Source organism: Streptomyces sp. NPDC052107 (assembly GCF_040680215.1).
Taxonomy (GTDB): domain Bacteria; phylum Actinomycetota; class Actinomycetes; order Streptomycetales; family Streptomycetaceae; genus Streptomyces.
The window spans coordinates 1-22,117 of sequence record NZ_JBFAWG010000087.1 but is presented as its reverse complement, the minus strand read 5'-3'; the positions used below and the strand labels follow the sequence as shown (position 1 = coordinate 22,117).

The following is a 22,117-nucleotide window of genomic DNA, read 5'->3' as shown; positions in this document are numbered from 1 at the left end:
AGGACGAGCTTCGATTCCCACCAACTGCCACACCGCTGACCAGCAAGTTCGACCTCATCCAAAGCCCAGAACCCCGATTAACTGCGGAACCCGGGGAAGGGGGCCGACTCCTGGTAGGCGGGCCGATCGATCTCCCGGTGCTCGCCGTGGTTCCCCGCACGATCTGGCACGTCCATGGCACGAACTCTTCGTCTCGAACTATCGGCCGGACGGCCATTGCTGTCGAGAGCGCTGGCCGTGTGGCCTTGGGCGGCCTTTGCCGGTTGGCTGCGGTCATGGTGGTTGCTGTACTCCGCTGCCGTACAGCAGTGGTTGATTGCGGTCCTGCTCGGGCCTGGGCTTCAGGCACCGGCGTTGGCTACGACACAGACGTACTCAGGGGGTTGCGCACCGCCGTCGTTCGGAAAGTCCAGAACGGCCGGGTAGGTCATCCGGGTGTCGGGGTACGACTCCGCGCAGCCTGGGGGACTGTCATAGAGTCCGCGGCGCCGGGGGTGCACCCCCGGATGCAAGCACCCGGGGCGATCGGCATGAGCACGTCGAGGGACCTCATAGCTGAACCATGGGATGCTGGCTGCTCCCTTTGGCAAAGTGATCGTCACTGCTAGACGATTCTCGTGAGGAACCTTGTGAGTACGCTCGGTAGCTTCATCTGGTCGATCGCTGACCAGCTTCGGGGGCCCTACCGCCCCAACCAGTACGGGACTGTGATTCTCCCGTTCACGATCCTGAGACGGCTCGATTGCGTACTTGAGCCGGACCGTGCGGTGGTACGAGAGCTGGCTGCGAGGTACGAGAACCCGAACCGGCTCAAGGTCGAGGTCAAGAAGGCCACGGGGCGGACGTTCTACAACACCTCCAACTACGAATTCGCGAACCTGCTGGCCGATGCGGATGGGCTGGTGGACAACCTCGCCGACTACATTGACCGGTTTTCGGCCGATGTGGACGTGTTCGAGTATTTTGACTTCAAGAAGGAGATCCTGGCCCTGGAGAAGGCTGGACTGCTGCGCGAGATCGTCAAGTCCTTCGGCGCCGTCGACCTGCATCCCAAAGTGGTGTCCAACGCCGACATGGGGGATGCGTTCGAGTACATCATCCGCAAGTTCAACGAGGCCGCGAACGAGACCTCCGGAGACCACTACACGCCGCGCGACGCGATCCGGCTGCTGGTTGACCTGCTCTTCGTTGAGAAGGACGTCGCCCCCTCCGGGGGCAGCATCGTCCGGACGCTGTACGACCCCACCGCCGGCACAGGCGGCATGCTCTCCCTGGCAGAGGAGCACCTGCTCGCCCAGAAGCCCGAGGCGAAGCTCAGCCTGTACGGCCAGGAGTACAACCCGCAGTCGTACGCCATCTGCAAGTCCGACCTGCTCGCAAAGGGGCACTACGCGACCAACATCGCCTTTGGTAACACGCTCACTGACGACGCCTTCAAGGGCCGCCAGTTCGACTTTTGCATGTCTAACCCGCCCTATGGGGTGGACTGGAAGCAGTACGCCAAGGCAGTCAAGGCGGAGCGTGACTCCGCCGGCCCGTACGGCCGATTCGCGCCGGGGCTCCCCGCGACCTCGGACGGCCAAATGCTCTTCCTGCTCCACTTGGCCCACAAGATGCGTGCCCCCGAGGACGGTGGTGGCCGCGTCGGCATCATCATGAACGGCTCGCCGCTCTTCAACGGCGCTGCCGAATCCGGCCCCTCCAACATTCGCAGGTGGCTGCTGGAGAACGACCTGGTCGAGGCGATCGTCGCGCTGCCGACCAACATGTTCTTCAACACCGGTATCGCCACCTACATCTGGATCCTAGACAACACCAAGCACCCAGACCGTCAGGGCAAGGTCCAGCTCATCGACGGCACGTCGTTCTGGACCAAGATGCGCAAGAACCTCGGGGCCAAGGGACGCGAGATCAGCGACGATGACCGCGCCGAGGTCGTGCGGCTGTACGCCGACTTCGAGGACGCCGACCCCGACCACTCCAAGGTGCTGCGCAACGACGAGTTCGGCTACTGGACCATCACCGTCGAGCGTCCCCTGCTTGATGAGGACGGAAACCCTGTCGTCGACCGCAAGGGCGACCCGAAGCCCGACTCGAAAAAGCGTGACACCGAAAATGTGCCCTTCACCTACGGTGGCTCAACCGCCGGTGCGACAGGAAAACGCGAGGTCATCCAGACGTACTTCGACACGGAGGTGAAGCCGCACGTTCCTGACGCCTGGATCGACTGGTCCAAAACCAAGACCGGCTACGAGATCCCCTTCACCCGCCACTTCTACAAGTACGTACCGCCCCGCCCGCTCGCCGAGATCGACGCCGACCTGGAGAAGCAGGTTGCCAAGATCCTTGATCTCCTCCGCGAGGTGGAGCAGTGATCACCACCCCGCCGCCCGACTGGCGTGAGACAACGGTGCGGCGAGTGCTGCGCCTGCTGGACCGACCTGCTCGGTCGGGGCTCGGTGTTATCACCGCCTATCGGGATGGCACAGTCACTCTGCGTTCGAACCGCCGAGAGGACGGCTACACCTTTTCTGATAGCGAGAACGGTTATCAGGAGATCCGCCCCGGCGACCTGGTCTTCCACGCCCTCGACGGTTTTGCTGGCGCCGTCGGCGTCTCGGACAGCCATGGCAACGGTTCACCCGTCTACCACGTCTGCGAACCTGTGGTGGGCGACGATCCCGCTTACCTTGCCCGCCTGCTACGCCACCTTGGTACCTCCGGGTTCCTCGCCACCCAGGCGCCGAACGTCCGCGAACGCAGCGTTGACTTCCGTAACTGGAGCACCTTCGCCCGCATTCCTCTTGTATTGCCCCCGGCCGACGAACAGCGAGCCATCGCCCACTACCTCGACCGCGAGACGGCCCGCATCGACACGCTCATCGAGGAGCAGCAGCGGTTGATCGAGATGCTCCGCGAGCGACGCCAAGCCATCATCGATGTGACCTTTTCGGTGCTTGGTGAGTCTTGCGTGCAATTGCGCCGATATCTCAGATTCCTAACGAGTGGCTCCCGCGGGTGGGCCGATTACTACGCGGATGCGGGCGAGCGTTTCGTCCGCATCGGGAACTTGCCGCGAGCCAGCCTCGACCTTCGAGGTGACGTCCAGTTCGTCGACCTGCCAGCGAATGTGACTGAGGGCTCGCGAACGATGCTGGAGGCAGGAGATCTGCTCTTCTCCATCACCGCCTACTTGGGATCGGTCGCCGTGGTTGGGGGCGACTGGGTCGGCGCGTACGTTAGCCAGCACGTGGCTCTCTGCCGTTTGGAGTCAGAGCACGTGGATTCCAGGTTCATTGGGTGGTTCATGCTGACCACCACGGGCCAAGATCAGCTCAAGGAGGGTGCTGCAGGCGGGGCGAAGATGCAGCTGGGGCTCGATGACATCAGGGGACTTCGTGTGCCAGTCGCGCCCATCAACGAACAGCGAAACATCGCTGCATCCCTCGATGAGCAGACCGCAAAGATCGACACGCTCATCGAGCAGACCGAGCGCTTCATCGAGCTCTCCAAGGAGCGGCGGTCGGCGTTGATCACGGCGGTGGTGACGGGGCAGATTGACGTACGCGAGGGGGCGTGATGGCCGATCACAACGAGGTGGTCTTCGAGACGGAGATCTGTAAGTACCTTGAGGCTCACGGTTGGCTGTACTCGGAGAACGACCGTGACGGCGGGGAGTACGACAGGGAGCGGGCGCTGTTCCCGAATGACCTGTACGCGTGGCTGCAGGAGACACAGAAGCCGGCGTACGAGAAGGCATTGAAGGCGGCGGGCTCGCAGGCGAAGTTCCTCGACGTGCTGACCGCGGCGCTGGACAGGCCGCTGGAGCATGGCGGGGGCACGCTGAACATCCTGCGCAACGGGGTGCAGTACATCGGTGGCGGCCGGTTGAAGATGGCGCAGTTCCGCCCCGAGACCTCACTCAACGCGACCACCACGGCGCACTACGAGGCGATGCGGGTAAGGGTGGTGCGGCAGGTGCACTTCTCGACCGCTGACCAGCGCATCCTCGATCTGGTGTTCTTCATCAACGGCCTTCCGGTGGCCACGGTGGAGTTGAAGACCGACTTCACCCAGTCGCTGGATGAGGCGATCAACCAGTACAAGCAGGACCGCAACCCACTGACTAATGGGCGGCCCGAGCCGCTGCTGTCCTTCGGACACCGCGCTCTGGTCCACTTCGCGGTCTCGAACGACCTCGCGGCGATGACCACCAGGCTGGAGGGGGAGAAGACCCACTTCCTGCCGTTCAACATCGGCTTCGACAGCGGTGCCGGCAACTCGCCTGGCGTGGACGGACGGTCGTCGACGGCGTACCTGTGGGAACGCGTCTGGGAGAGACACGCCTGGCTGAACATTATCGGGCGGCTCATGATCGTGCAGACCAAGGAGGAGTGGGACGTCACCACGGGCACGTCGGTGCGGCGTACGAGCATGCTCTTCCCGCGGTTTCACCAATGGGAGGCCGTCACGAGCATCGTCGACGCGGTGAAAGAGGAGGGTGTCGGGCAGCGGTACCTCATTGAGCACTCGGCCGGGTCGGGGAAGACGAACACCATCGCCTGGACGGCCCACCGGCTGGCGCGGCTGCACGTCGATGATCGGAAGGTCTTCGACTCGGTCATCGTGGTCGTGGACCGCGCTGTGCTCGATTCCCAGCTGCACGATGCGATCCGGCAGATCGACGGCACCGGCAAGATCGTCGCGACTATCAGCCCCGAGGACGTCCGCAAGGCCGGCGCGAAATCGAAGTCGGGTCTGCTGGCGCAAGCGTTGAAGAACGGCGAGCTGATCATCGCGGTAACGGTGCAGACTTTCCCGCATGCGTTGGACGAGATCCGGACCGACGCTGGCCTCAAGGGCAAGCGGTTCGCCGTCATCGCCGATGAGGCGCACTCCTCCCAGTCGGGTCAGATCTCCTCGAAGCTGAAGCAGGTACTGACGGCCGAGGAGGTCAAGGAGATCGAGGAGGGCGGCGAGGTCGATGTGGAGTCGGTGCTGGCCTCGGAGATGACCGAGCGGGCCGAGTCGGAGAACATCTCCTACTTCGCCTTCACCGCGACGCCGAAGAACAAGACCCTCGAATTGTTCGGCCGCAAGGGTGCCGACGGGAAGCCGCGCGAGTTCCACCTGTACTCGATGAAGCAGGCGATCGAGGAGGGCTACATCCTCGACGTTCTCAAGGGCTACCAGTCCTACGACACCGCATTGAAGATCGCTGGCAGGGCCGAGAGCGGCAACGGGGGAGAGGTCGAGGAGGCCGCCGCCCGCAAAGGTCTGATGCGTTGGGTGCAGCTCCACCCAACGAACATCAGCCAGAAGGTGCAGATCATCGTCGAGCACTTCCACGCCAACGTCGCCTACCTCCTCGAAGGCAAGGCGAAGGCGATGGTGGTGACCGACTCGCGTAGGTCCGCGGTGAAGTACAAGCTGGCCATCGACGCCTACATCGCCAGGCGCCGCACCGAGGACGCCTCGTACAACTACCGTACCCTGGTCGCCTTCTCCGCCGGGGTGACGATGGCCGAGGATGAGACCTGGCACAGCGATTGGGGCCCGCAGCCGTCGAAGGATGACGAGTTCACCGAGGCCAACATGAACCCCGGCGCCGGGGCTGATCTGGCAGCCGCATTCAAGGGCGAGACGTACAAGATCATGCTGGTCGCCAACAAGTTCCAGACCGGCTTCGACCAGCCCTTACTCTCTGCGATGTACATAGACAAGAAGCTGTCAGGGGTCACTGCAGTGCAGACGCTCTCGCGGCTCAACCGCACCCATCGCACCGCTGGTGGGGAGCAGAAGCGCAAGACGTTCGTCATCGACTTCGCCAACAAGCCCGAGGACATCAAGGCAGCCTTCGAGCCGTACTTCAAGAACGCGACCTTGGAGACCGAGACCGATCCGTACGTCGTCGTCCACCTGGCTAACAAGCTTGCGCAGGCCGGAATCTACACCGAGGACGACGTTCGCAAGGTTGCCGAGCTATGGGTGACCCGGAAGGGCAACAACGCGCTCTCGGCGGCGATTAGCCCGGCGCAGCACGGTTTCCGGCGGCGCTACGCGCGGGCGATCGAGGAGGAGGACAAGGTCACGCTCCAGGAGCTCGACCTGTTCCGCAAGGATGTCTCCACTTACGTACGTCTTTATGACTTCATGTCCCAGATCGTCGACTACGGCGACCCCTACATGGAGATGCTCTCGATCTTCCTGCGCCTGCTGGAGAAGGTCATCGCCGAGTCCGCCTGGGCGGCCGACGTGGACCTTTCCGACGTGGTGCTGGTCGGGGTCAAGCACAACAAGGCAATCCCGGTCGACATCTCGCTCGTGGGCGACGGGCAGCTAAAGGGCATTAGCGCAGCCGGAACGGGAATGAAGAAGGATCCGAAGTACGTCGCGCTCCAGGTCGTCATAGACAAGATGAACGACCTCTTCGGTGCCGAATCGTTCGCCGAATACCAGGTCAGGGAGTTCGTGCAGGGCCTCGTCCAGAGGTTGCTCGCAGACCCGAACCTGATTAACCAGACCAAGGTCAACTCCAAGAAGCAGTTCCTGGAGTCACCAGACTTCCAAGCAGCCGTTACGGAAGCGGTAGCAGACAACCAGGACGCCTACAACACGATGGCTGACTACTTCTTCACCGACGGGCCGGCTATCAGCTCGATTATCGTCTCCCTCGCGGATGCCTTCTACGAAGCAGCGATCGATCAGCAGTTGGATTCTTAGATCCTGCGATACCCGCTTTAGGAGAGAGGTTGGGCCGTAGGGCGGGTGACCTGCGGCTTTGCTGGCCGAGCCAGCGGGCATGAGTGCGCCCATCAGCCCCCCTGGTTGACCGTGCCTGACCCCCACATCTGGCACGGCTGTGGCACGCGCGTTCTTCGTAGAGGCGTGTGCTGTCAGCGTCCTTCGCGTTCGTAGCGTTCCACCCGACGCGCCAACTTGGCGCGATACCTCTCAGGTGCCTGGTAAGCCCGAGAGCGGCGGACCATGTCCTCGGCCCTGAGGCTTTCTGCGTAGGCCTGGAGCGCGGGTATCCGGAGGAGAACAGCGCGCTGCGCTTCGGCTTCCTCGACAGTCCGCAGCGGGGCGCTGGCGTTGCGCTCATGGTTGCAGCCCCAATGGGTGAGGCGCACGTTGTCGCGCGTGTCAGCGCCGCCGGCCGCGATAGTGCGGACGTGGTCGATGCTCGGTGACCGAGGGTCTGGATGCCGATAGGCCTGGTCCACTGGATCTCGGCACAGGCCACAGATCCAGCCGTCCCGTTCACCGATCTCTACCGCTGTGTAGCGTTCGACGCTCCCATTGCTCCGCATGCGCTCACGGCGACGCCGGTCCTGGGCGCGTTTGGCTTCGCTGCGCCGACGAGAGGGCAGGTCTGCGTTGCTCACCTGTGCTTCCTCCTACGCGCTGATGGGCAAGGCTCTCGCCCGCTGCCGAGCGGTGGCGCGCAGTTCTTTGAGGCGGTCGTGAAAGCCATTGTGGCGGTTCTGGTCGAGGTTTAGGGGAAGGTCATGCTGAGCGATGAGTTCCGACTCCAACGTCCACGGTTCGTCGTGTTCCAGCCAGCACACTTGCGCGTGACCGGCCATCCAATGGTTGAGGTCGGCTTCCCCGCTCTTGCCGAACGTCAGGCGGTTCCCGCTACCTACGCGGCGTAGCTCAAGCCCGAGCAGGCAGCCAAGGGTGAGCCGCAGAGTCGATCCAGCCGCGTTGCCCCGGTAGTGGTACCGGACGCGCTTCCTCAGGTTCTGCGTGCTGGTCCGGTTGGACATGTGGCGCGGAGCTATGCCGACGTAAAGCAGTCGTCCGGGGGTCAAGTCGGGGTGGGGTGCCTCCTTGAAGTGCCACCCGTAGACTCCGGCCGCTGCTGGTACAGGGCATTGCCGTTCCAAGACCTCTCGCGCCGACCACAGCTGTGCAGGACTGGTGAGGGCAGTCACGTCCACGGAACCTCCAAGGTTAGAAAGTCCATTGGACGCAGGCTACTTGGCGACAACGACACGAGACGACTGTCCGCGGCATGCGGGCCACCCGGCACAGACAACAGGAGACACTCAGTTTGGGAAGCTGCGATCATTTGCGGACGGTTTGGGCGCTGACCTGGGCAGACAGCTGGACACAGCCCTGCGGCGTTCGGCTGCCTTCACCGTAATTTCCCACTGTTCCCCGCTGGATCTGGTGCGCTTGTGGTGCGGCCGTGGTGGATGCCCACAGCCACAACCCGGTCAGCTCTTCAACTTCTTCGCAAGAACCAACGTCAGCTGTTGAGAGCGAACTCGGCGCGAGCCCAGGTCGGACGAGTTCCGGATTCCCGACATGTACTCTTCGATGATCCCCTCGACTTCATCGGCCGTCATCTCGACCATATCTGCAAGAGATGCCAAGAGGTCGACAGCTTCACCGTTCTCGCCATTGCGCTTCCTAGCCGAGACCGCACGCTGGAACAGATCTAGAAGTTCCCGAATCTGCGTTTTCTGGTTCGGGGTGGCGTTTCCAAGTTCCTCGCGCAGCCCCCAGGAGGCATGTAGCAGCGTGAACATATCGACAATGTTCGACCACCTGGTTCGGCCCACCCACTTTATGGTTTCACTGAGGAGTGTCAGCAGTCCGAGAAACTCCACCGAACGGTCCTGATATTCCTCGAAATCTGCGGAAATCTTGTCATAGCGTTCGTTGAGTTCGGTCTTTTTATTAGACAGCCCGAAGATGCAGGTGCCGAAGACCTCGGCATAGAACTCAAGATCGCCGCCTCGTTTACGTCGTTCACCACTGAAGACGCCGGATACTGTGCTGATCTGATGAGCTGCGCAGTCTTTGAGGAAGTCGTTGAACGGGCCAGGGAGCAAAGCGTTTCGGAGCTCTTGTTCCGTCAATACCATGTTAACCCTGTTGACGCGAGCGAAAACCGCCCGCACAAACTCGTCGGCAAGGTTGGAGAGGCGTCGAATCGGGAAACGGTACTGGAAGAACTCTTTACGTACGTCGTCGGGCAGCTCCTTGAAGAATTTCCCCTCGAACTTCTTGCTTAGCGTCTCGTCCTCCAGGCCGTCAAGCGGAAACTTGTTTTTCAGAAAATCAAGCAAGGAGGTGAGGCGCTGTTGGCCGTCGACAACGGAGGCGATCTGCTCCCCATCCGGCGATGTCTCATACGAGAGGTAAATCTCCGGGATCGGATACCCAAGGAGGATGGTCTCCATCAAGGACACCTTGGCGCGCTCGGGCCACACGGCCTTGCGCTGGTACTCAGGCTGGAGGATCAGCTCGCCGGACTTGTCCAGCGACCGGAACTCCGCCACCGTTTTCGACTCGATCTCGAACTTGAGTCCGTGATCAGCCATGGTCCACGCCCTCCTCAATCGCGCGATCGCGCGCGATGTTCACACTTTTCACCTGATAGCTTCTAAGTGACCTATGGTTGCGGTACAGGCGGTAATTGATCTCGCAGTTCCTGAAAGCGCTACCGAGATCCTGGACGAAGAGGTCTCTGGACCGTGACCACTGCTCGCCGAACGACAGCTTCGGCAGCACGATGTCGAGGGCGATGCATTCCTCGAAAACCAGCTTGCGCAGGTAGTTCTTCTTCTGGGAGAAGAGCTCGTCCTCGATTATCTCTCGGAGCTCGCCCCATGCCTTGTCGAACAGCTCTGGTGAGATCACCGCGATGTCCAAGTCCGAACCTCCATGGAATTTTCTGAAGTTCTTCTCCGGGTTCATGGAGTAACCCAAACGAGCGCTTCCGACCAGTTGGACAGCCATCGGATCCACGCCCAGCTCGGTTGCAACCAGATGCCGCCATTTGATGTAGTTGATTTCTTGAGGCCACACCGCGGGTGTTCCGTCGAACAGTCGGGCGGTCACAAAATAATCAACTTCCTGTCCCAGAGATATGAACTCCTTCCAGAATTCGGGCAGCCCTGAAACATCGTCCATCGTGTCCCCTCAGCGAGCGTCGAGCTGAGCAAGTGCGTGCTGCAACCGTTACACCGCGCCCGATTGAAAGTAATTCTGGAACCACTACCTCGTGCACGGTCATCGCGCGATCTCCCGGGAAATCGTGCGGCGATCCTAGCGCGTTTCGTCATCCCGCAGGCCTGATCGGTTCGGGTTGTTCCCCGTCGCCGGCCACTCAGCAGGTGGAGGCCTCTCCGCTGTACTGCTGAAGTCAAGGAACCTTGTGTGACGTCCGGTTCGCGGCGGCCTGCGGGCTCAGCGGCGGTGCTCGGCTCCCCCGCTCGCCCCGGATCACCTACGGCTAGGAAGCCGCCGTGCTCTGGAACGCCCACGCCGGTCCGCTCTGGCGGCGCACTCCCACCTACCTGCGCCGAGAGGGCGCCAAGCGCGCCGGCCTGTCCCAGCAGCGCTTCCGCAAGCACGCGCGCGTGTCCTTCGCCAAGGTCGCCGAGTACCAGAAGCGCGGGGCCGTCCACTTCCACGCCGTGATCCGCATCGACGGCCCCAGCGGCGGCGACCCGCCAGAGCCGCCATCGCCGGGCGGTGCCGTTGCCCGCCCTCTGCACTGCGCCTCCACGTTGGCGCCGCCTACGGCAGGCCGACGCTCGCGCCAAGGCGAGGGAGAGGTGGCAGGAGTCGGACTACGTCTTCGCAACCCGCGCCGGCCGCCCCGTCGAGCCGCGCAACCTGTACCGCTCCTTCACCGCGTCGCCCAGTCCGCCGGCCTCCGCGTCATCCGGCTGCACGACGCTCGCCACGGGACGGCCACCTTGCTCACGGCGGCCGGGGTCGCGCCCTGCCTTGTCATGGAGATCCTTGAAGTTCGCCCCTTCTTCCTCTGCCGTGAGCTCCCCTTCGCAGTCGTCTGTGCCTCCGGACTCAGTGTCCGACGCGTTGGCTTCTTGACCAGGGCCGGGGGTGACCGTTAGCCGAAAATCTGGTCCCAAGCCCATGGGTCGGCTGCGAGGCCGTTAACCTCCCGCCCGTACGCCTTGTAGCGCTCAGGCAAGTCAACGCCAGCGTCCATCGCACGGCGTGTCAAGGTTTCTGTGGCTTGGGCTGTGCCGACTTGCCGAAGTTGCTTAAGTAGCCTCCTAACAGCGCGGGCGTTGGTTACGGACGCATGCTTTTCCGGCTTCCTTGCAAGAAGCGCGGCGATCGTTTGCTCCGCTGGCAGCGCTCTCAATTGCCTGATCAATTGTGCGACGTCTCCTGGATTATCGAGCCTTGCTTCGCTTTCCGGGTGGCGCGCAAGAAGCCCAGCAATTGACCGCTCCGCCGACACTGCTCTGAACTGCTTGATCAATTGTGCGACGTCTCCCGGATTATCGAGCCTTGCCTGGCTTTCCGGGTTGCGTGCAAGAAGCGCGGCGATCGCCCGCTCTGCTCTGGCAGGGTGAAGAACCCTAAGAATTGACGCAATCGTTTTTGGTTCCCGAGAGGACATGTCGCAGACAAGTCGATTCCCCAAGACGTCAACGGCCTCGTGATCACCCAGTTCCCACAACTCGGTGAGCAGTCCGGCTACCGCGAAGGCACTGTTGACCTTTACGTGAGCGGCGGGATTACGCGCTAGGAGGGCTGTCACAGCTTGATGCGCACCCACGCTGCGGGACTCTTTCAGAATCTGAGCAACGATCTGCGGACTTCTCAAGTCCGCATGATCGGCCCAACGCAGTGCAAGGTCGGCAACCATACCTTCAGCACCGCTTGTTTGTCGCAGCTGCCTCAGCAATTGAATCAGACCTCGGTCGTCTTCGAGATTTACCTTTGTGACGGGATCGCGAGCCAACAGAGCGGAGATTTCATCAAATGATCCGCTCTTCCTTAGAGCGTTGATGAGTTGTGCTAGAGCACCTGGATTTCGCAACCCTACTCTGGATGCTGGATTCAAATCTAGCAGCTTGGCAATCGCCTGAGTCGCTCCGCCGGATTGAAGTTGCCCTATGCGGAATGCGATGGCGCCAGCGTCAGTAGCACTGACCGTTGTTATCTGATCCAAGACCACCGAGGCTTGATCTTCATCTATTTTCCGTAGCGAACTGAACAGTTGAGCTGCAGCGCGCGGATCACTGGCCGTCACGTACTCTGCTGGCTTACGAGCGGCAAGCCGAAAGGCGGCATTATGCGCGCCGCTCTTTATCAGGGAATTTATAAGCTGCGAAACCGCAAAAGGGTCCTCCAAGTTGACATGAGCCGCCGGGTCTCGCCCAAGCAGAGTAGCCAGCGCTCTACGAGCACCTGAACTGCGAAAATGAGAAAGTAGCCGTGCGACGACGCCGGGATCAGTAAGTGTTGCATTATTGGCAACCCATTCCAAACCGCGATACTCCGGATCGAGTGTGCGGGTAAGGCGTCGCACAAGATCTCCTGCCGCGCTTGGATGTCCGGCAAGGATGGCTTTCCGAGAAAGCCGGAACGAATCTTTATATAAACCTCTTTTCCAGGCGGAATCGGCTAGTCGCTCAAGGTCGTCTGGGCCATGAGTATGGACCTTCAGCGCCTCCCAGAGTGACGGGATTCCAAGCTGATCGGCTCGTTGAGAGCGAGTGTGTTGGTCCAGGTAGTCGGCGGGTTCATAACTCGCCGGCGCTCCAGAGCGAGTCCGGTACGCTGCTAGAGGAGCGAGTGTGTTTCGGATATCAGTGCGTGTGCCGTCAGATCTAACCCCCGTGGAAAGAGACCGAAGCGTCTCCCCGGCCCAGCCCGGATCTGCACTGCGACGACGGGGGTCTAGGGCACCATCAGCTGTTACCGACAACAGATCTGCTGCGATGGGCGTTCGATGGCCAAGCCGACGCGCGTCAAGTGCAGCTGTAATAACCGCGTGCTCGATATGAGTGAAGTGAACCCCTGGCCCTTCGATGTAGGCGCGAAGCAGTTCCGGTCCTCCACTCAGATGCTGAATTACATGCCCATCGTTAGCGCCTGCGTCCAGTGCTTGGCTAAGTCGATTATCGCCGTACTTTCGGGCGAGATCCTTCCAGCGGTTGCGATCCTCTTCCGTAAGCTCGGCCGACACTGGAATGCGCACAGTCAGGCCTGGATGCGTAAGCAGCGCCCTCGCTTTTCCGTAAGGGTCCTCTGGAGTTCCGAGCGCCGTCAGTTCATTCCAGTATGGCTCGGTCCACAATGTACCAACTGCTATCACACCACTTTGGCGCTCAAGCGTCGATTTCAACTCTACGGCGACCCGCTCCCCTGACGAGCCATAAAGGAATCGTTGTGCTTCATTGAGCCACAGCACACTACCGGATACGAGACGACGACTTTCAATCAACTCAAGGAGGTCATCGGATGCCGTTGGGCGCAGAAGTGGACGGTCAGGGGCCAAGTCGCGGAGTGCCTCGTAAAGCGCACGCGTTTTCCCTGTCGAAGAGTCACCTGTGAGAATGACGAGGATCGACGGCCCGCCGGCAATAGTTGACTTAAGCGCCCCACGTAGGACCTCGTCATGAACCCGGGCAAGATAGGGTGTTAGTCCAACACCGGTCTTGGTGGCTTCGCCGGGCGATACCGCAACGTGAACTTCAAGTGTTTCTGCTCGTAGAGTTCCGATCGTCTCAACCGGCGGGGCGTTACTTTCTGCCAACATTAGCTGACGCTTGAGTGCAGTAAATGAACGATGTTGGTGAGAGTCCGGACGGACGATGGAGAAATGGTCTCCTGGAAGAACAGTGGCGTCAGGGAATATGCTGCGGGCTGATGCAGGGGTGACGACGTTGTCAGTCTCACCCGCATAAACTTGGATGGGAATTCTGCATGAGTGACTTGTGGTTTGGGTGGCATTAACGACCCGATTGATTACGATTCGCTGTGCTTCAGTGACCTGCTCGTCGAGAGGTCTTAGCTGTCGTTCTTGAGGGTTGAATGGCATCCAGCGCCGACGTAGGGACAGCCCTATATCTGAGCCGTTGTTCGGGCAGGCGAACAGTACGATACGACGGATGCGGGCAAGATCCCCGCCTCTCCCGTCATTGAGCATACGGGCGAGATATCGTTGGACAACAAGGCCGCCCTGACTGTGGGACACTAGCATTAGGTTTTGATATTTCTGACCTTCCGTGTCCAGAAACTCCTTAAGGCTGTCTGCGATATTTTCGAAAGTTGGAATTCGACGGAGAGGATGAAAAGACCTCAATGCTGTGGCATAGCGAAATAGAAGCGAGTGGGTGAAATTCAGATCTGTATCGCCATCGATTAGTTCAACGAATGAATCCCACATGGATGGGTCGGAACGGAATCCGTGGATAAAAACAACGCCAAGCTTTCCGCCAGCTGATGCCATCTGTACCCCTCCGTACTTGTCAGACCCATACGGTACTGAAGGTTGGGGCTTCTATCTATCTGAAGAGATCAACACATCCGGAACCACAGGAGTGCCGGGCGTGCATACATGACTGGGCATGGCCAGACAGGTCGGCGGAACGGCTTTGGGGTGGTGCTGCTTTGGCGCGAGTGATCATGGCCCCGTAAGCTTCCGGCGCGTCGGGCAGTCTGTGGACCTGCCCGGTAAAGCACGACGTTGGGGCCATGATCTTCGAGGCTCGCGCCAAAGTGGCTCCGTAAAGCCGTGGAGTCGACCGCCCCAGCCACGACGTACCCCTTCTCTGGTATCAGACGGCTGCATGCTTTGAGCGCGGCACGGGTGCCGGCCGGGCTGGGCGGGGCGAAGACAGGAGCGCAGGCCCGGCCGGGGGCCGGGCCGCGCGCGGTGAGCGGAGCGAGCCGCCTTGATGAAGTAGAGAAGGTCTGAACCGCGTGGCTGTGCTGGGCTCAGTCGCTACAGCCGGAACGCAAGCTCCAAGTCGTGCCCGGGAAGGTGAAATTCCTCCAGAGCTAGCGGCTTGTCGTCGGTTGTCAGCGTGACCCGGATGACCTGCAGCAGCGGTACACCCTCGGCCAGGCGGAGGGCCTGGGCCTGGTCGGGGAGGGGCATGCGGGTGCGGACGTACTCCGTGAAGTGGAGTTCGTGGCCCAGCTCGGCGAGGGTGTTGTAGAGCTGGGGGGCCGGCGGTGGGGGCTGATCCTCGTACTTGGTGCCGAGGAGTACCGAGAACGGCACGTAGGTGCGGTGGAGTTGGCGGAGGCGGCCGTGGTCGGCGGTCTGCAAGGCGTCGTAGGTGAACAGGGGCTCGCCTGGCGGGATGCGGAGCAGGTCGGCGAGGGCGAGGGGGGCGTCTGTGCGAGTGGCCGCGGGCTCTTCGGCGTCTGCCCAACGGATGCCGTCGGCCTCGGCGTACTGGTCGTCTGCCGTGCGGCGGACGCCTCGGGGGCGCGTGAGGCTGGGGCGGTTGTGCGGGGAGCGCGCGAAGGTGCCGCGGCCCATGATCGCCTCTACGAGACCGGACGCCCTTAGCTCGGTGAGTCCCTGACGGACTGTGGGGCGGGTCACGCCGAACTGCTTGGCCAGTGCTTCTTCCGAGGGGAGCGGCCGGCCGGCGGGGAAGGTGCCGTCAAGGATGCCTTCGCGCAGGTAGTCGGCGATCTGCCGGTACTTCGGCTGCGTGTTCTTCGGCGGCATGCCCACCCTCCGTGGCCGTGGCCTCTGCTGTTTGCGCTTCGTCGTGAACGCCCTGCCCACGAACGTGGACAGCTTCTCCTATCCCAACCCGGTTGACAACCCGTACTACGGGTCGCCAATCTGGTCTCCGGTCACCCGTACTACGGGTGGTCTAGCAACCCGCAGGATCGGCCTGCGGGTGCCTTGGATGAGGAGACAACGTCAGTGGCAACACTTCCGATCGACACCGCGAAGTTCACCGGGATCATCTGCGCCGTGCCCCCGGCCCCACGGGTCGCCAACCGTGAGACCGGGCAGGTCCGCGTGGACCGCGAGACCGGCAAGACCCTGTACCAGGTCGGCCTCTGCCTGATGGCGGGCACCTCGGCGGACGTGGTGAACGTGAGCGTCCCCGGCGAGCCGTCCGGTCTGCAGATTGGCACTCCGGTGGCCGTGCGGGACCTGGTCGCCGTGCCCTGGGAAAACGAGGGGCGGCATGGCATCGCCTACCGCGCCGCCGAGATCCGTCCCCTGCACGCGGCGCCCGCCGCCAAGGGGGGCGGGCAGTGATAGTCCTGGCTCCCGACCCGTCCGCTGGGGCGACCTGGCCGGGGCGGATCGTCGTAGCCACCGCAGTCGTGGTGTCGGGCTTACTGATCGCGAGCCCGGCTCTGCGCCGGAGGTATCCGGCCGCCTGGTGGCTGTTACTTGGCTACCCGGCGACTGCCTTCCGTGTCGTTCGTACCTGGCGGGCGCTGATGGCCGGCTGTCGGCTCGCTGTGAGTCGTCGTCCCGCGCTGACCGTCGTGTCCGGGCTCGTCGGTAACGGCGCTCCGCCGCCCCAACCGCGCGTGCCTCGGTACGGACTCATCCGGCCCACGCGGGCTGGCTTCGTCCTCTTGGTCCGGCTGCTCCCCGGGCAACTCCCGGCGGACTTCGTGAAGGCGGCCCCCGCCATGGCGGAGGGGTGGCAAGTGCACGCGGTCCGGGTCACCCCTCGACGACCCGGCGTCGTACGCATCGCCGCCATGTACGCCGATCCGCTGGCCGCACCCCGCGCACCGAGCATGCGACAACCGGGACGGCTGCTGCGAGTGGTCGTCGGGACTCTGGAGACCGGTTCGTCCTGGGTGATCGACCTGCGCAGGGTTCCGCACTGGCTGATCGTCGGGGCCACGCGCTCCGGCAAGTCGACCCTGATCAACGCCCTCGTCGCCGGTCTTGCACCGCAGCCGGTCGCCCTCGTCGGCATCGACTGCAAGGGCGGCATGGAGCTGTCTCTCTACGGCCCCCGCCTGTCAGCCCTGGCGACAGACCGGGCGCAGGCGGTACGGCTGCTGGCCGCGCTGGTGGATCTCACCCTCGACCGGATGACGGTCTGCCGCGCCGCCGGAGTCCGCAACATCTGGGGCCTCGCTGAGAAAGAACGGCCGGTACCGGTCGTCGTGATCGTCGACGAGATCGCCGAACTCTTCCTCGTCGCCGGACGCCACGAGAAGGACGAAGCGCAGGCAGCCGGCACCGCACTGATCCGCCTCGCCCAACTCGGAGCAGCGCTCGGGGTGTTCCTCGTCGTCGCTGGGCAGCGCGTCGGATCCGACCTGGGGCCCGGTGTCACCGCCCTACGCGCTCAGCTCGGCGGCCGGGTCTGTCATCGCGTCGCCGACCCCGGTACGGCGGAAATGACCCTCGGCGACCTCAACCCGGACGCCCTGAAAGCCGCACAGGCCATCGCGCCCGAAAAGGCCGGCACTGCCGTCCTCGCGTCCGGCGACGGCTGGGAACGCGGTCGGTCGCATCTGATCACCGAGGCGGACGCCGAAGACATCGCCGCCGCCCACGCTCACCTGACTCCCACGCTGCCTGAACTGCCCGCCGACCCGGCCTGACAAGGAGCGTCACAGTGCTGGTCACCACCTCGGCCGTGCTGCTGCTCGGCCTCGCGATCTGGTTCCTGCTGCACATCCGCTACCTGCGCTGGCTGGACGCCCTGCTCTGCGGCGCCTTCGGCTTCCTGCTCTCCCACACCCTTGCCGCACCGCTGGTCTCGTTCCTGCTCTCCGGAGTGAACGGTTTGCTCGGCCAGATCCACTTCTGAGCCCACGCACCAACCCCCGGACCCCCAAGAACAGTCCGAACGAAAGGTGCTCGGTCGTGTCAGACCACGTCAACCGCCTGTACCCGGTCGTCGGCATCCCGTCCGAGGACCGGCAGTGAACGCACGTCTCAAGGGCTCCCAACGGGGCGCGAAGTCGCCAAACCCGACCCCGCCGGGAGCCCACTCCATCCGCCACATGAGCAGTAAAAGGAGCACTCACACTGTGTCCACCGCCTACCGTCCGCGCAAATCCCACCCTCCGGACTGCGACCTCCGGGCTTCCACCGACTACCCCTCGACCTGCGCGGGCCGAGAACAGATCGTCCTGGTCGCCCTCGACGGCACGGAACGCTGGCTCTGCCCCGGACATGCCGCGGCGGTCTGGCTGACCGACCCGACGTACCGGTTCAGCGTCAAGACTCGAACGGAAGCCATCGCCTCCGTCATGGGGCACGCCTTCGGTCCCCAGGGGGGTGACCGCCGATGACCGCCCCCACGCTCTCGCCGGACGTGGCCGCTCTCCTGGAGCGGGCCGCCCAGCCGGACTTCTTCGCCTGGCGCCGCGCAGTCATTCGCCTCGGCGGCTGTACCAATCCGATTCACCTCGTCGGCTCCGCCGTCCTGGTCGACACTGGCACGGGAGAGGCCCTGGCTGCCCTCGGCGGCTCCGAGCCGACCGGGATGCGGCTGCTGACAGCGTGCGGCAACCGCCGTTCCTCGGTGTGCCCGGCTTGCTCCCGGCTCTATCAGGCGGACACCTATCAGCTCGTACGCGCCGGCCTGGTCGGCGGCAAGGAGGTGCCGCCGTCGGTGAGCGGGCACCCTCGGGTGTTCGCGACTCTCACCGCGCCCGGCTTCGGGCCGGTCCACACTCGCCGGGAGCACTCCGGTCGCGTGCGCCCGTGTCGCCCTCGGCGGGACGTGCAGCACTGCCCGCACGGGGCCCCACTCGGCTGCACCGCTCGGCATACCTCTGAGGATGCCTGCCTTGGAGAACCGCTATGCCCGCACTGCTACGACTACGCCGGGGCCGTGCTCTGGCAGTCGTGCGCGGGCCTGCTGTGGCACCGCTTCGGGATTGAGCTCAGGCGGGAGATCGCTCGACAGGCCGGACTGCCCCGTAAGGAGCTGGCCGAGGTGGTCAGGGTCTCGTACGCGAAGGTCGCCGAGTACCAGCGGCGCGGCCTGGTGCACTTCCATGCCGTGGTCCGGCTCGACGGCCCGGACGGGCCCGGCTCGTTACCGCCTTCCTGGGCAACCACCGACCTGCTCGCCGACGCTGTTTCGGCCGCTGTCGCACGGGTGCGCCTTCGGGCTCCGGGTGCGTCGGTGGTCGGAGCGCGCGACCTGCGCTTCGGCACTCAGGTCGACGTGCGTCCGGTCGCCGCCTCCGAGATGGGGGAGCGTCCCTCGTCGGGGGCGGTGGCCGGGTACATCGCCAAGTACGCGACCAAGGGTGCGGAGTCGGCCGGCGCGGTCGACGGACGCATTCGGTCGGCACGGGAGATGGTCCTTCTGCCGGTGCGGGCTCACGTGCTCCGCATGATCGCTACCTGCTGGTGGCTCGGCGGCCTGCCCGCATTTGCTGATCTCGGCCTGCGGCGGTGGGCACACATGCTCGGCTACGGCGGCCACTTCTCGACCAAGTCCCGCCGGTACTCGACCACTCTGGGCGAACTCCGCCGCGCCCGTGCCGACCACCGCGCCGAGGAGCAGCGCGACACGCTCGGCCTGGCGGGTCACCCCGTGGCCGTGGTCGGGCAGTGGCGCTACGCCGGGCGGGGCTACTCCCCGGAAGCGGCGCTGCTCGCGGCCTCGGTGAGGGAGGGCGGTGGTCCGCATGGTGCGTGACCGCAGTGCCGTCGAACTCCTCACCGTGCGGCAGGTCCTGGAGGAGCTGGGCGGAGTCTCCCGCCGCACCTTCTACCGCTGGCGTGAACTCCACCTCGCCCCAGCCTGCATCCGGCTGCCGAACGGCGAACTCCGGGTCCGCCGTGACGTGCTCGACGCCTGGGTGGAGGAGCGAGCGGAAGACGTGGACGGGGGATCGCGATGAAGTCGTACAAGGTCGTCATCTGGAAGCTGAGCATCAACCGTTCCGCCAAGAAGCCGACCTACCTCGTGCGGTGGTCGGTGGGCGGAGATCCCTTCCACGAGTCGCACAGGACGAAGGCCCTGGCCGATCGCTTCCGCGCGAAGCTGCTGCGGGCCGCCGACAGGGGAGAGGCCTTCGACACGGTCACGGGGCTGCCCGACTCCCTGCGCGACGGCAAGGTCGCTCTGAGCTTCCTGGAGCTGGCCCTCAAGTACCTGGATGCCCGGTGGCCGGAGGCGTCGGCCAAGCAGCGCGACAGCGTGACCGACGCGCTGGCCACGGTCCTCCCGGTTCCGGTCAAGGCGCTGCGGGGCCGCCCTGCCCTGGATGTACTCCGGCGGGCGCTGCGGTCCTATCTGCTGCCCCCGCCTCGGCGGGAGAGGGACCGGCCCGAGGAGATCGCCGCGGCGCTGGCCTGGCTGTCGAAGGCGTCCTTGCCCGTGGCCGAACTGTCGGAAGGCAGCCGGGCACAGGAGTTGGTCGACGCCCTGACCCGGCGCCTCGACGGCAAGCCGGCCGCCACTCAGACCTACCGGCGTCGCCGGGCGGTGGTCTTCAACGTCCTGGAGTACGCCGTCGAGCTGGAGGCGCTGACGTCCAACCCGCTGTCCCGGGTCCGCCGCAAGCGGGGCAAGCGGGCGGTGCAGGAAGTTGACCGGCGGGTGGTGGTCAACCCTCGGCAGGCTCGGGAGCTGCTGACCGCGCTCACCTACGTGGGCGGATACGACCGCGCGAGCGGGCGACGGCTGCAGGCGTTCTTCGGCTGCCTGTACTACGCCGCGATGAGGCCTGCTGAGGCACTGGGCCTTCGCCTGGCCGACTGCACGCTTCCGGAGAAGGGATGGGGCCGCATCGAGCTGGCCGAGACCCGGCCCACGGCTGGAAAGGCGTGGACGGACTCCGGCGAGGCGCACGACCGCCGTGGGCTCAAACAGCGTGAGGCCGGGCAAGTGCGCACCGTGCCCATTCCGCCGCCGCTCGTGCGGCTGCTCCAGGACCACGTCAAGGAGTTCGGCACGGCGGAGGACGGTCGGCTGTTCGCCAGTGAGCGGGGCAACGTCGTCGCGGCGTCCTCGTACTCCCGGGCGTGGAAGCAGGCGCGAGCCCTGGCGCTCCTGCCGCATCAGGTCGACTCGGTGATGGCTGCTCGGCCGTACGACCTTCGGCACGCGGGGGTGTCCCAGTGGCTCAACTCCGGTGTGCCGGCGCCGGAGGTGGCCGCTCGGGCGGGGCACTCCGTCGACGTGCTGCTGAAGATCTACGCCAAGTGCATCGACGGCCAGGAGCAGGAGATGAACGACCGGATCATGCAGGGGCTCGGGGAGGACCCGGCCGACTGACACGAAGATCCGATCGACCACGGGAGCCCCGGACTTCGGTCCGGGGCTTCGGCCTGTCCACAGGTGGTCCACACGGCCACGTACAGCGCCTCGCGAAACATGCTCTGACCTGCTACGAAGCCCGCCAAGATCATTACGTCGTCATTACGTGAGCGGTGGCAAACGGCTGCTTCCGGCGGCATCTGCCTGCACATACGCGAAGACCCCGGCCTCAGCGTTTCCGCTGGTGACGGGGTCTTTGGGCACCTCACGTTGGGTGCCCCCGGCAGGATTCGAACCTGCGCACACGGCTCCGGAGTGAATGCGTAGATCGCCCCTCATAGCCCTCTGACCTGCGGCGGAGTGTGTCGGAGAGCATCTGCGACCCGGAGTGTGTCGGAGGTGTGTCGGAAGCTGCGACCGGACCGGGCGTCTGTGGTGTGGGATCCGTGCTTCGATGCGCAGCACCTGTGGTGCCGCACCCGGCGGGACAGGCGCTTGCCGGATAGCTGGCCGGTTCGCGCGCGTGGAGCTCCGGCGCCGGGTGAGGGACTTGGGGCTGGCTCTGCCCCGTGTTGCAGCGGGTTTGCTGCGGCTCTCGCGTGGGCCGGCCAGGAGGCTGTAAATCTGCCGGCTCAGCCTTCCCAGGTTCGAATCCTGGCGCCGCCACAGTAACGGGAATCAGCCCCTGACCAGCAAGTTTGGTCGGGGGCTGATCTCGTCTACGGCTACCGCGAGTCTCCGTGATTCCCCGCGGCTCCCCACTCGATCTGGCACGCTCGTGACACGGCTCGGTGACCCTGATCACGCGCTCGGCGGAGTCTCAAGGACCGAGTCAAGCGTCGCTCAACCTGTTCGCCCCTCGATGCGAACTACGGGCTGCAAGGCCGCTGAGGTTTGCTGCGCAGGTCGGGAGGATTGTGAGGGGCGGCGACGGTCAACACTGGTCAGTGCGGTTGCGGTACTTTGCTGCTGTACCGCAGGCTGCGAGGCAGAAGGCGAGGAACGCCGCTGCGTCCGCGTACGCACCCACAACCTCCGCCAACGTCGGTGAAGTGAGGTTCCCCCGAGATGCGGGGAAAGGTGACAGCAGGTCAGATGGGTCTCATGAGAGGAGCCCAGACGATGCCTGCCCCGAGGAAGTACCCGCT

The 22,117-nt window shown here is 64.0% G+C and carries 16 protein-coding genes and 1 pseudogene; 11 read left to right on the top strand and 6 right to left on the bottom strand.

Annotated elements, in window-relative coordinates:
• Positions 1–629 precede the first annotated feature (629 nt).
• Genes AB0M27_RS39795 through AB0M27_RS39785 form a run of 3 tightly spaced genes read left to right on the top strand, consistent with a single transcriptional unit; the run spans position 630 to position 6,723 of the window.
• Entirely contained in the window at positions 630–2,375 is a 1,746-nt protein-coding gene (locus tag AB0M27_RS39795) for a class I SAM-dependent DNA methyltransferase (RefSeq protein WP_365729704.1), read from the top strand.
• Positions 2,372–3,580 (top strand): restriction endonuclease subunit S, encoded by a 1,209-nt coding sequence (locus tag AB0M27_RS39790; RefSeq protein ID WP_365729703.1) that lies wholly within the window; start codon positions 2,372–2,374, stop codon positions 3,578–3,580. Before AB0M27_RS39795 ends, AB0M27_RS39790 begins: the two co-directional genes overlap by 4 nt.
• A complete protein-coding gene (locus AB0M27_RS39785; RefSeq protein ID WP_365729701.1) occupies positions 3,580–6,723 on the top strand; it encodes a type I restriction endonuclease in 3,144 nt (1,047 codons plus the stop codon). The genes AB0M27_RS39790 and AB0M27_RS39785 overlap by 1 nt, the downstream gene beginning before the upstream one ends.
• Positions 6,724–6,896: 173 nt before the next feature.
• Here the strand turns inward: AB0M27_RS39785 and AB0M27_RS39780 are convergent, their stop codons facing one another.
• The 4 genes from AB0M27_RS39780 to AB0M27_RS39765 all read right to left on the bottom strand — a co-directional run bounded on the left by AB0M27_RS39780 (position 6,897) and on the right by AB0M27_RS39765 (position 9,930).
• The gene (locus AB0M27_RS39780; RefSeq protein ID WP_365729699.1) at positions 6,897–7,388 is read right to left on the bottom strand and encodes an HNH endonuclease signature motif containing protein; all 492 of its coding nucleotides are present in this window, start codon (positions 7,386–7,388) and stop codon (positions 6,897–6,899) included.
• Positions 7,389–7,400: 12 nt separating this feature from the next.
• Complete coding sequence (locus AB0M27_RS39775) at positions 7,401–7,940, bottom strand: GIY-YIG nuclease family protein (RefSeq protein WP_365729706.1); 540 nt, start codon at positions 7,938–7,940, stop codon at positions 7,401–7,403.
• Positions 7,941–8,225: 285 nt separating this feature from the next.
• Positions 8,226–9,338 carry a DUF262 domain-containing protein gene (locus AB0M27_RS39770; RefSeq protein ID WP_365729697.1) on the bottom strand — a complete coding sequence of 371 codons (1,113 nt, stop codon included), beginning with the start codon at positions 9,336–9,338 and terminating at the stop codon, positions 8,226–8,228.
• Entirely contained in the window at positions 9,331–9,930 is a 600-nt protein-coding gene (locus AB0M27_RS39765; RefSeq protein WP_365729695.1) for a hypothetical protein, read from the bottom strand. Before AB0M27_RS39765 ends, AB0M27_RS39770 begins: the two co-directional genes overlap by 8 nt.
• 332 nt (positions 9,931–10,262) lie before the next feature.
• Between AB0M27_RS39765 and AB0M27_RS39760 the strand changes: the two are divergent.
• A pseudogene (locus AB0M27_RS39760) lies at positions 10,263–10,769 on the top strand (replication initiator); the annotation flags it as partial.
• Positions 10,770–10,876: 107 nt separating this feature from the next.
• On the opposite strand, the gene AB0M27_RS39755 reads toward AB0M27_RS39760, so the two are convergent.
• Both AB0M27_RS39755 and AB0M27_RS39750 read right to left on the bottom strand, forming a co-directional pair.
• On the bottom strand, positions 10,877–14,239 hold the full coding sequence (locus AB0M27_RS39755; protein ID WP_365729693.1) for an alpha/beta fold hydrolase: 3,363 nt from the start codon (positions 14,237–14,239) through the stop codon (positions 10,877–10,879).
• A 495-nt stretch (positions 14,240–14,734) separates the two neighbouring features.
• Positions 14,735–15,475: a GntR family transcriptional regulator gene (locus AB0M27_RS39750; protein WP_365729691.1), complete on the bottom strand. Its 741-nt coding sequence runs from the start codon at positions 15,473–15,475 to the stop codon at positions 14,735–14,737.
• 204 nt (positions 15,476–15,679) lie between these two features.
• On the opposite strand from AB0M27_RS39750, the gene AB0M27_RS39745 reads away from it, so the two are divergent.
• The 7 genes from AB0M27_RS39745 to AB0M27_RS39715 all read left to right on the top strand — a co-directional run bounded on the left by AB0M27_RS39745 (position 15,680) and on the right by AB0M27_RS39715 (position 20,987).
• Positions 15,680–16,024, top strand: coding sequence for a hypothetical protein (locus tag AB0M27_RS39745; protein WP_145883706.1), 345 nt, complete (start codon positions 15,680–15,682; stop codon positions 16,022–16,024).
• Positions 16,025–16,233: 209 nt separating this feature from the next.
• Entirely contained in the window at positions 16,234–17,343 is a 1,110-nt protein-coding gene (locus tag AB0M27_RS39740) for an FtsK/SpoIIIE domain-containing protein (protein ID WP_365729689.1), read from the top strand.
• A 14-nt stretch (positions 17,344–17,357) separates the two neighbouring features.
• Positions 17,358–17,552 (top strand): hypothetical protein, encoded by a 195-nt coding sequence (locus AB0M27_RS39735; RefSeq protein WP_365729687.1) that lies wholly within the window; start codon positions 17,358–17,360, stop codon positions 17,550–17,552.
• Between the two features lie 223 nt (positions 17,553–17,775).
• Positions 17,776–18,039 carry a hypothetical protein gene (locus AB0M27_RS39730; RefSeq protein WP_365729685.1) on the top strand — a complete coding sequence of 88 codons (264 nt, stop codon included), beginning with the start codon at positions 17,776–17,778 and terminating at the stop codon, positions 18,037–18,039.
• Positions 18,036–19,403, top strand: a complete 1,368-nt coding sequence (locus tag AB0M27_RS39725) for a replication initiator (RefSeq protein WP_365729684.1) — start codon at positions 18,036–18,038, stop codon at positions 19,401–19,403. The genes AB0M27_RS39730 and AB0M27_RS39725 overlap by 4 nt, the downstream gene beginning before the upstream one ends.
• Entirely contained in the window at positions 19,393–19,608 is a 216-nt protein-coding gene (locus AB0M27_RS39720; RefSeq protein WP_365729682.1) for a helix-turn-helix domain-containing protein, read from the top strand. The genes AB0M27_RS39725 and AB0M27_RS39720 overlap by 11 nt, the downstream gene beginning before the upstream one ends.
• The gene (locus tag AB0M27_RS39715) at positions 19,605–20,987 is read left to right on the top strand and encodes a tyrosine-type recombinase/integrase (protein ID WP_365729679.1); all 1,383 of its coding nucleotides are present in this window, start codon (positions 19,605–19,607) and stop codon (positions 20,985–20,987) included. Before AB0M27_RS39720 ends, AB0M27_RS39715 begins: the two co-directional genes overlap by 4 nt.
• Positions 20,988–22,117: the final 1,130 nt, after the last annotated feature.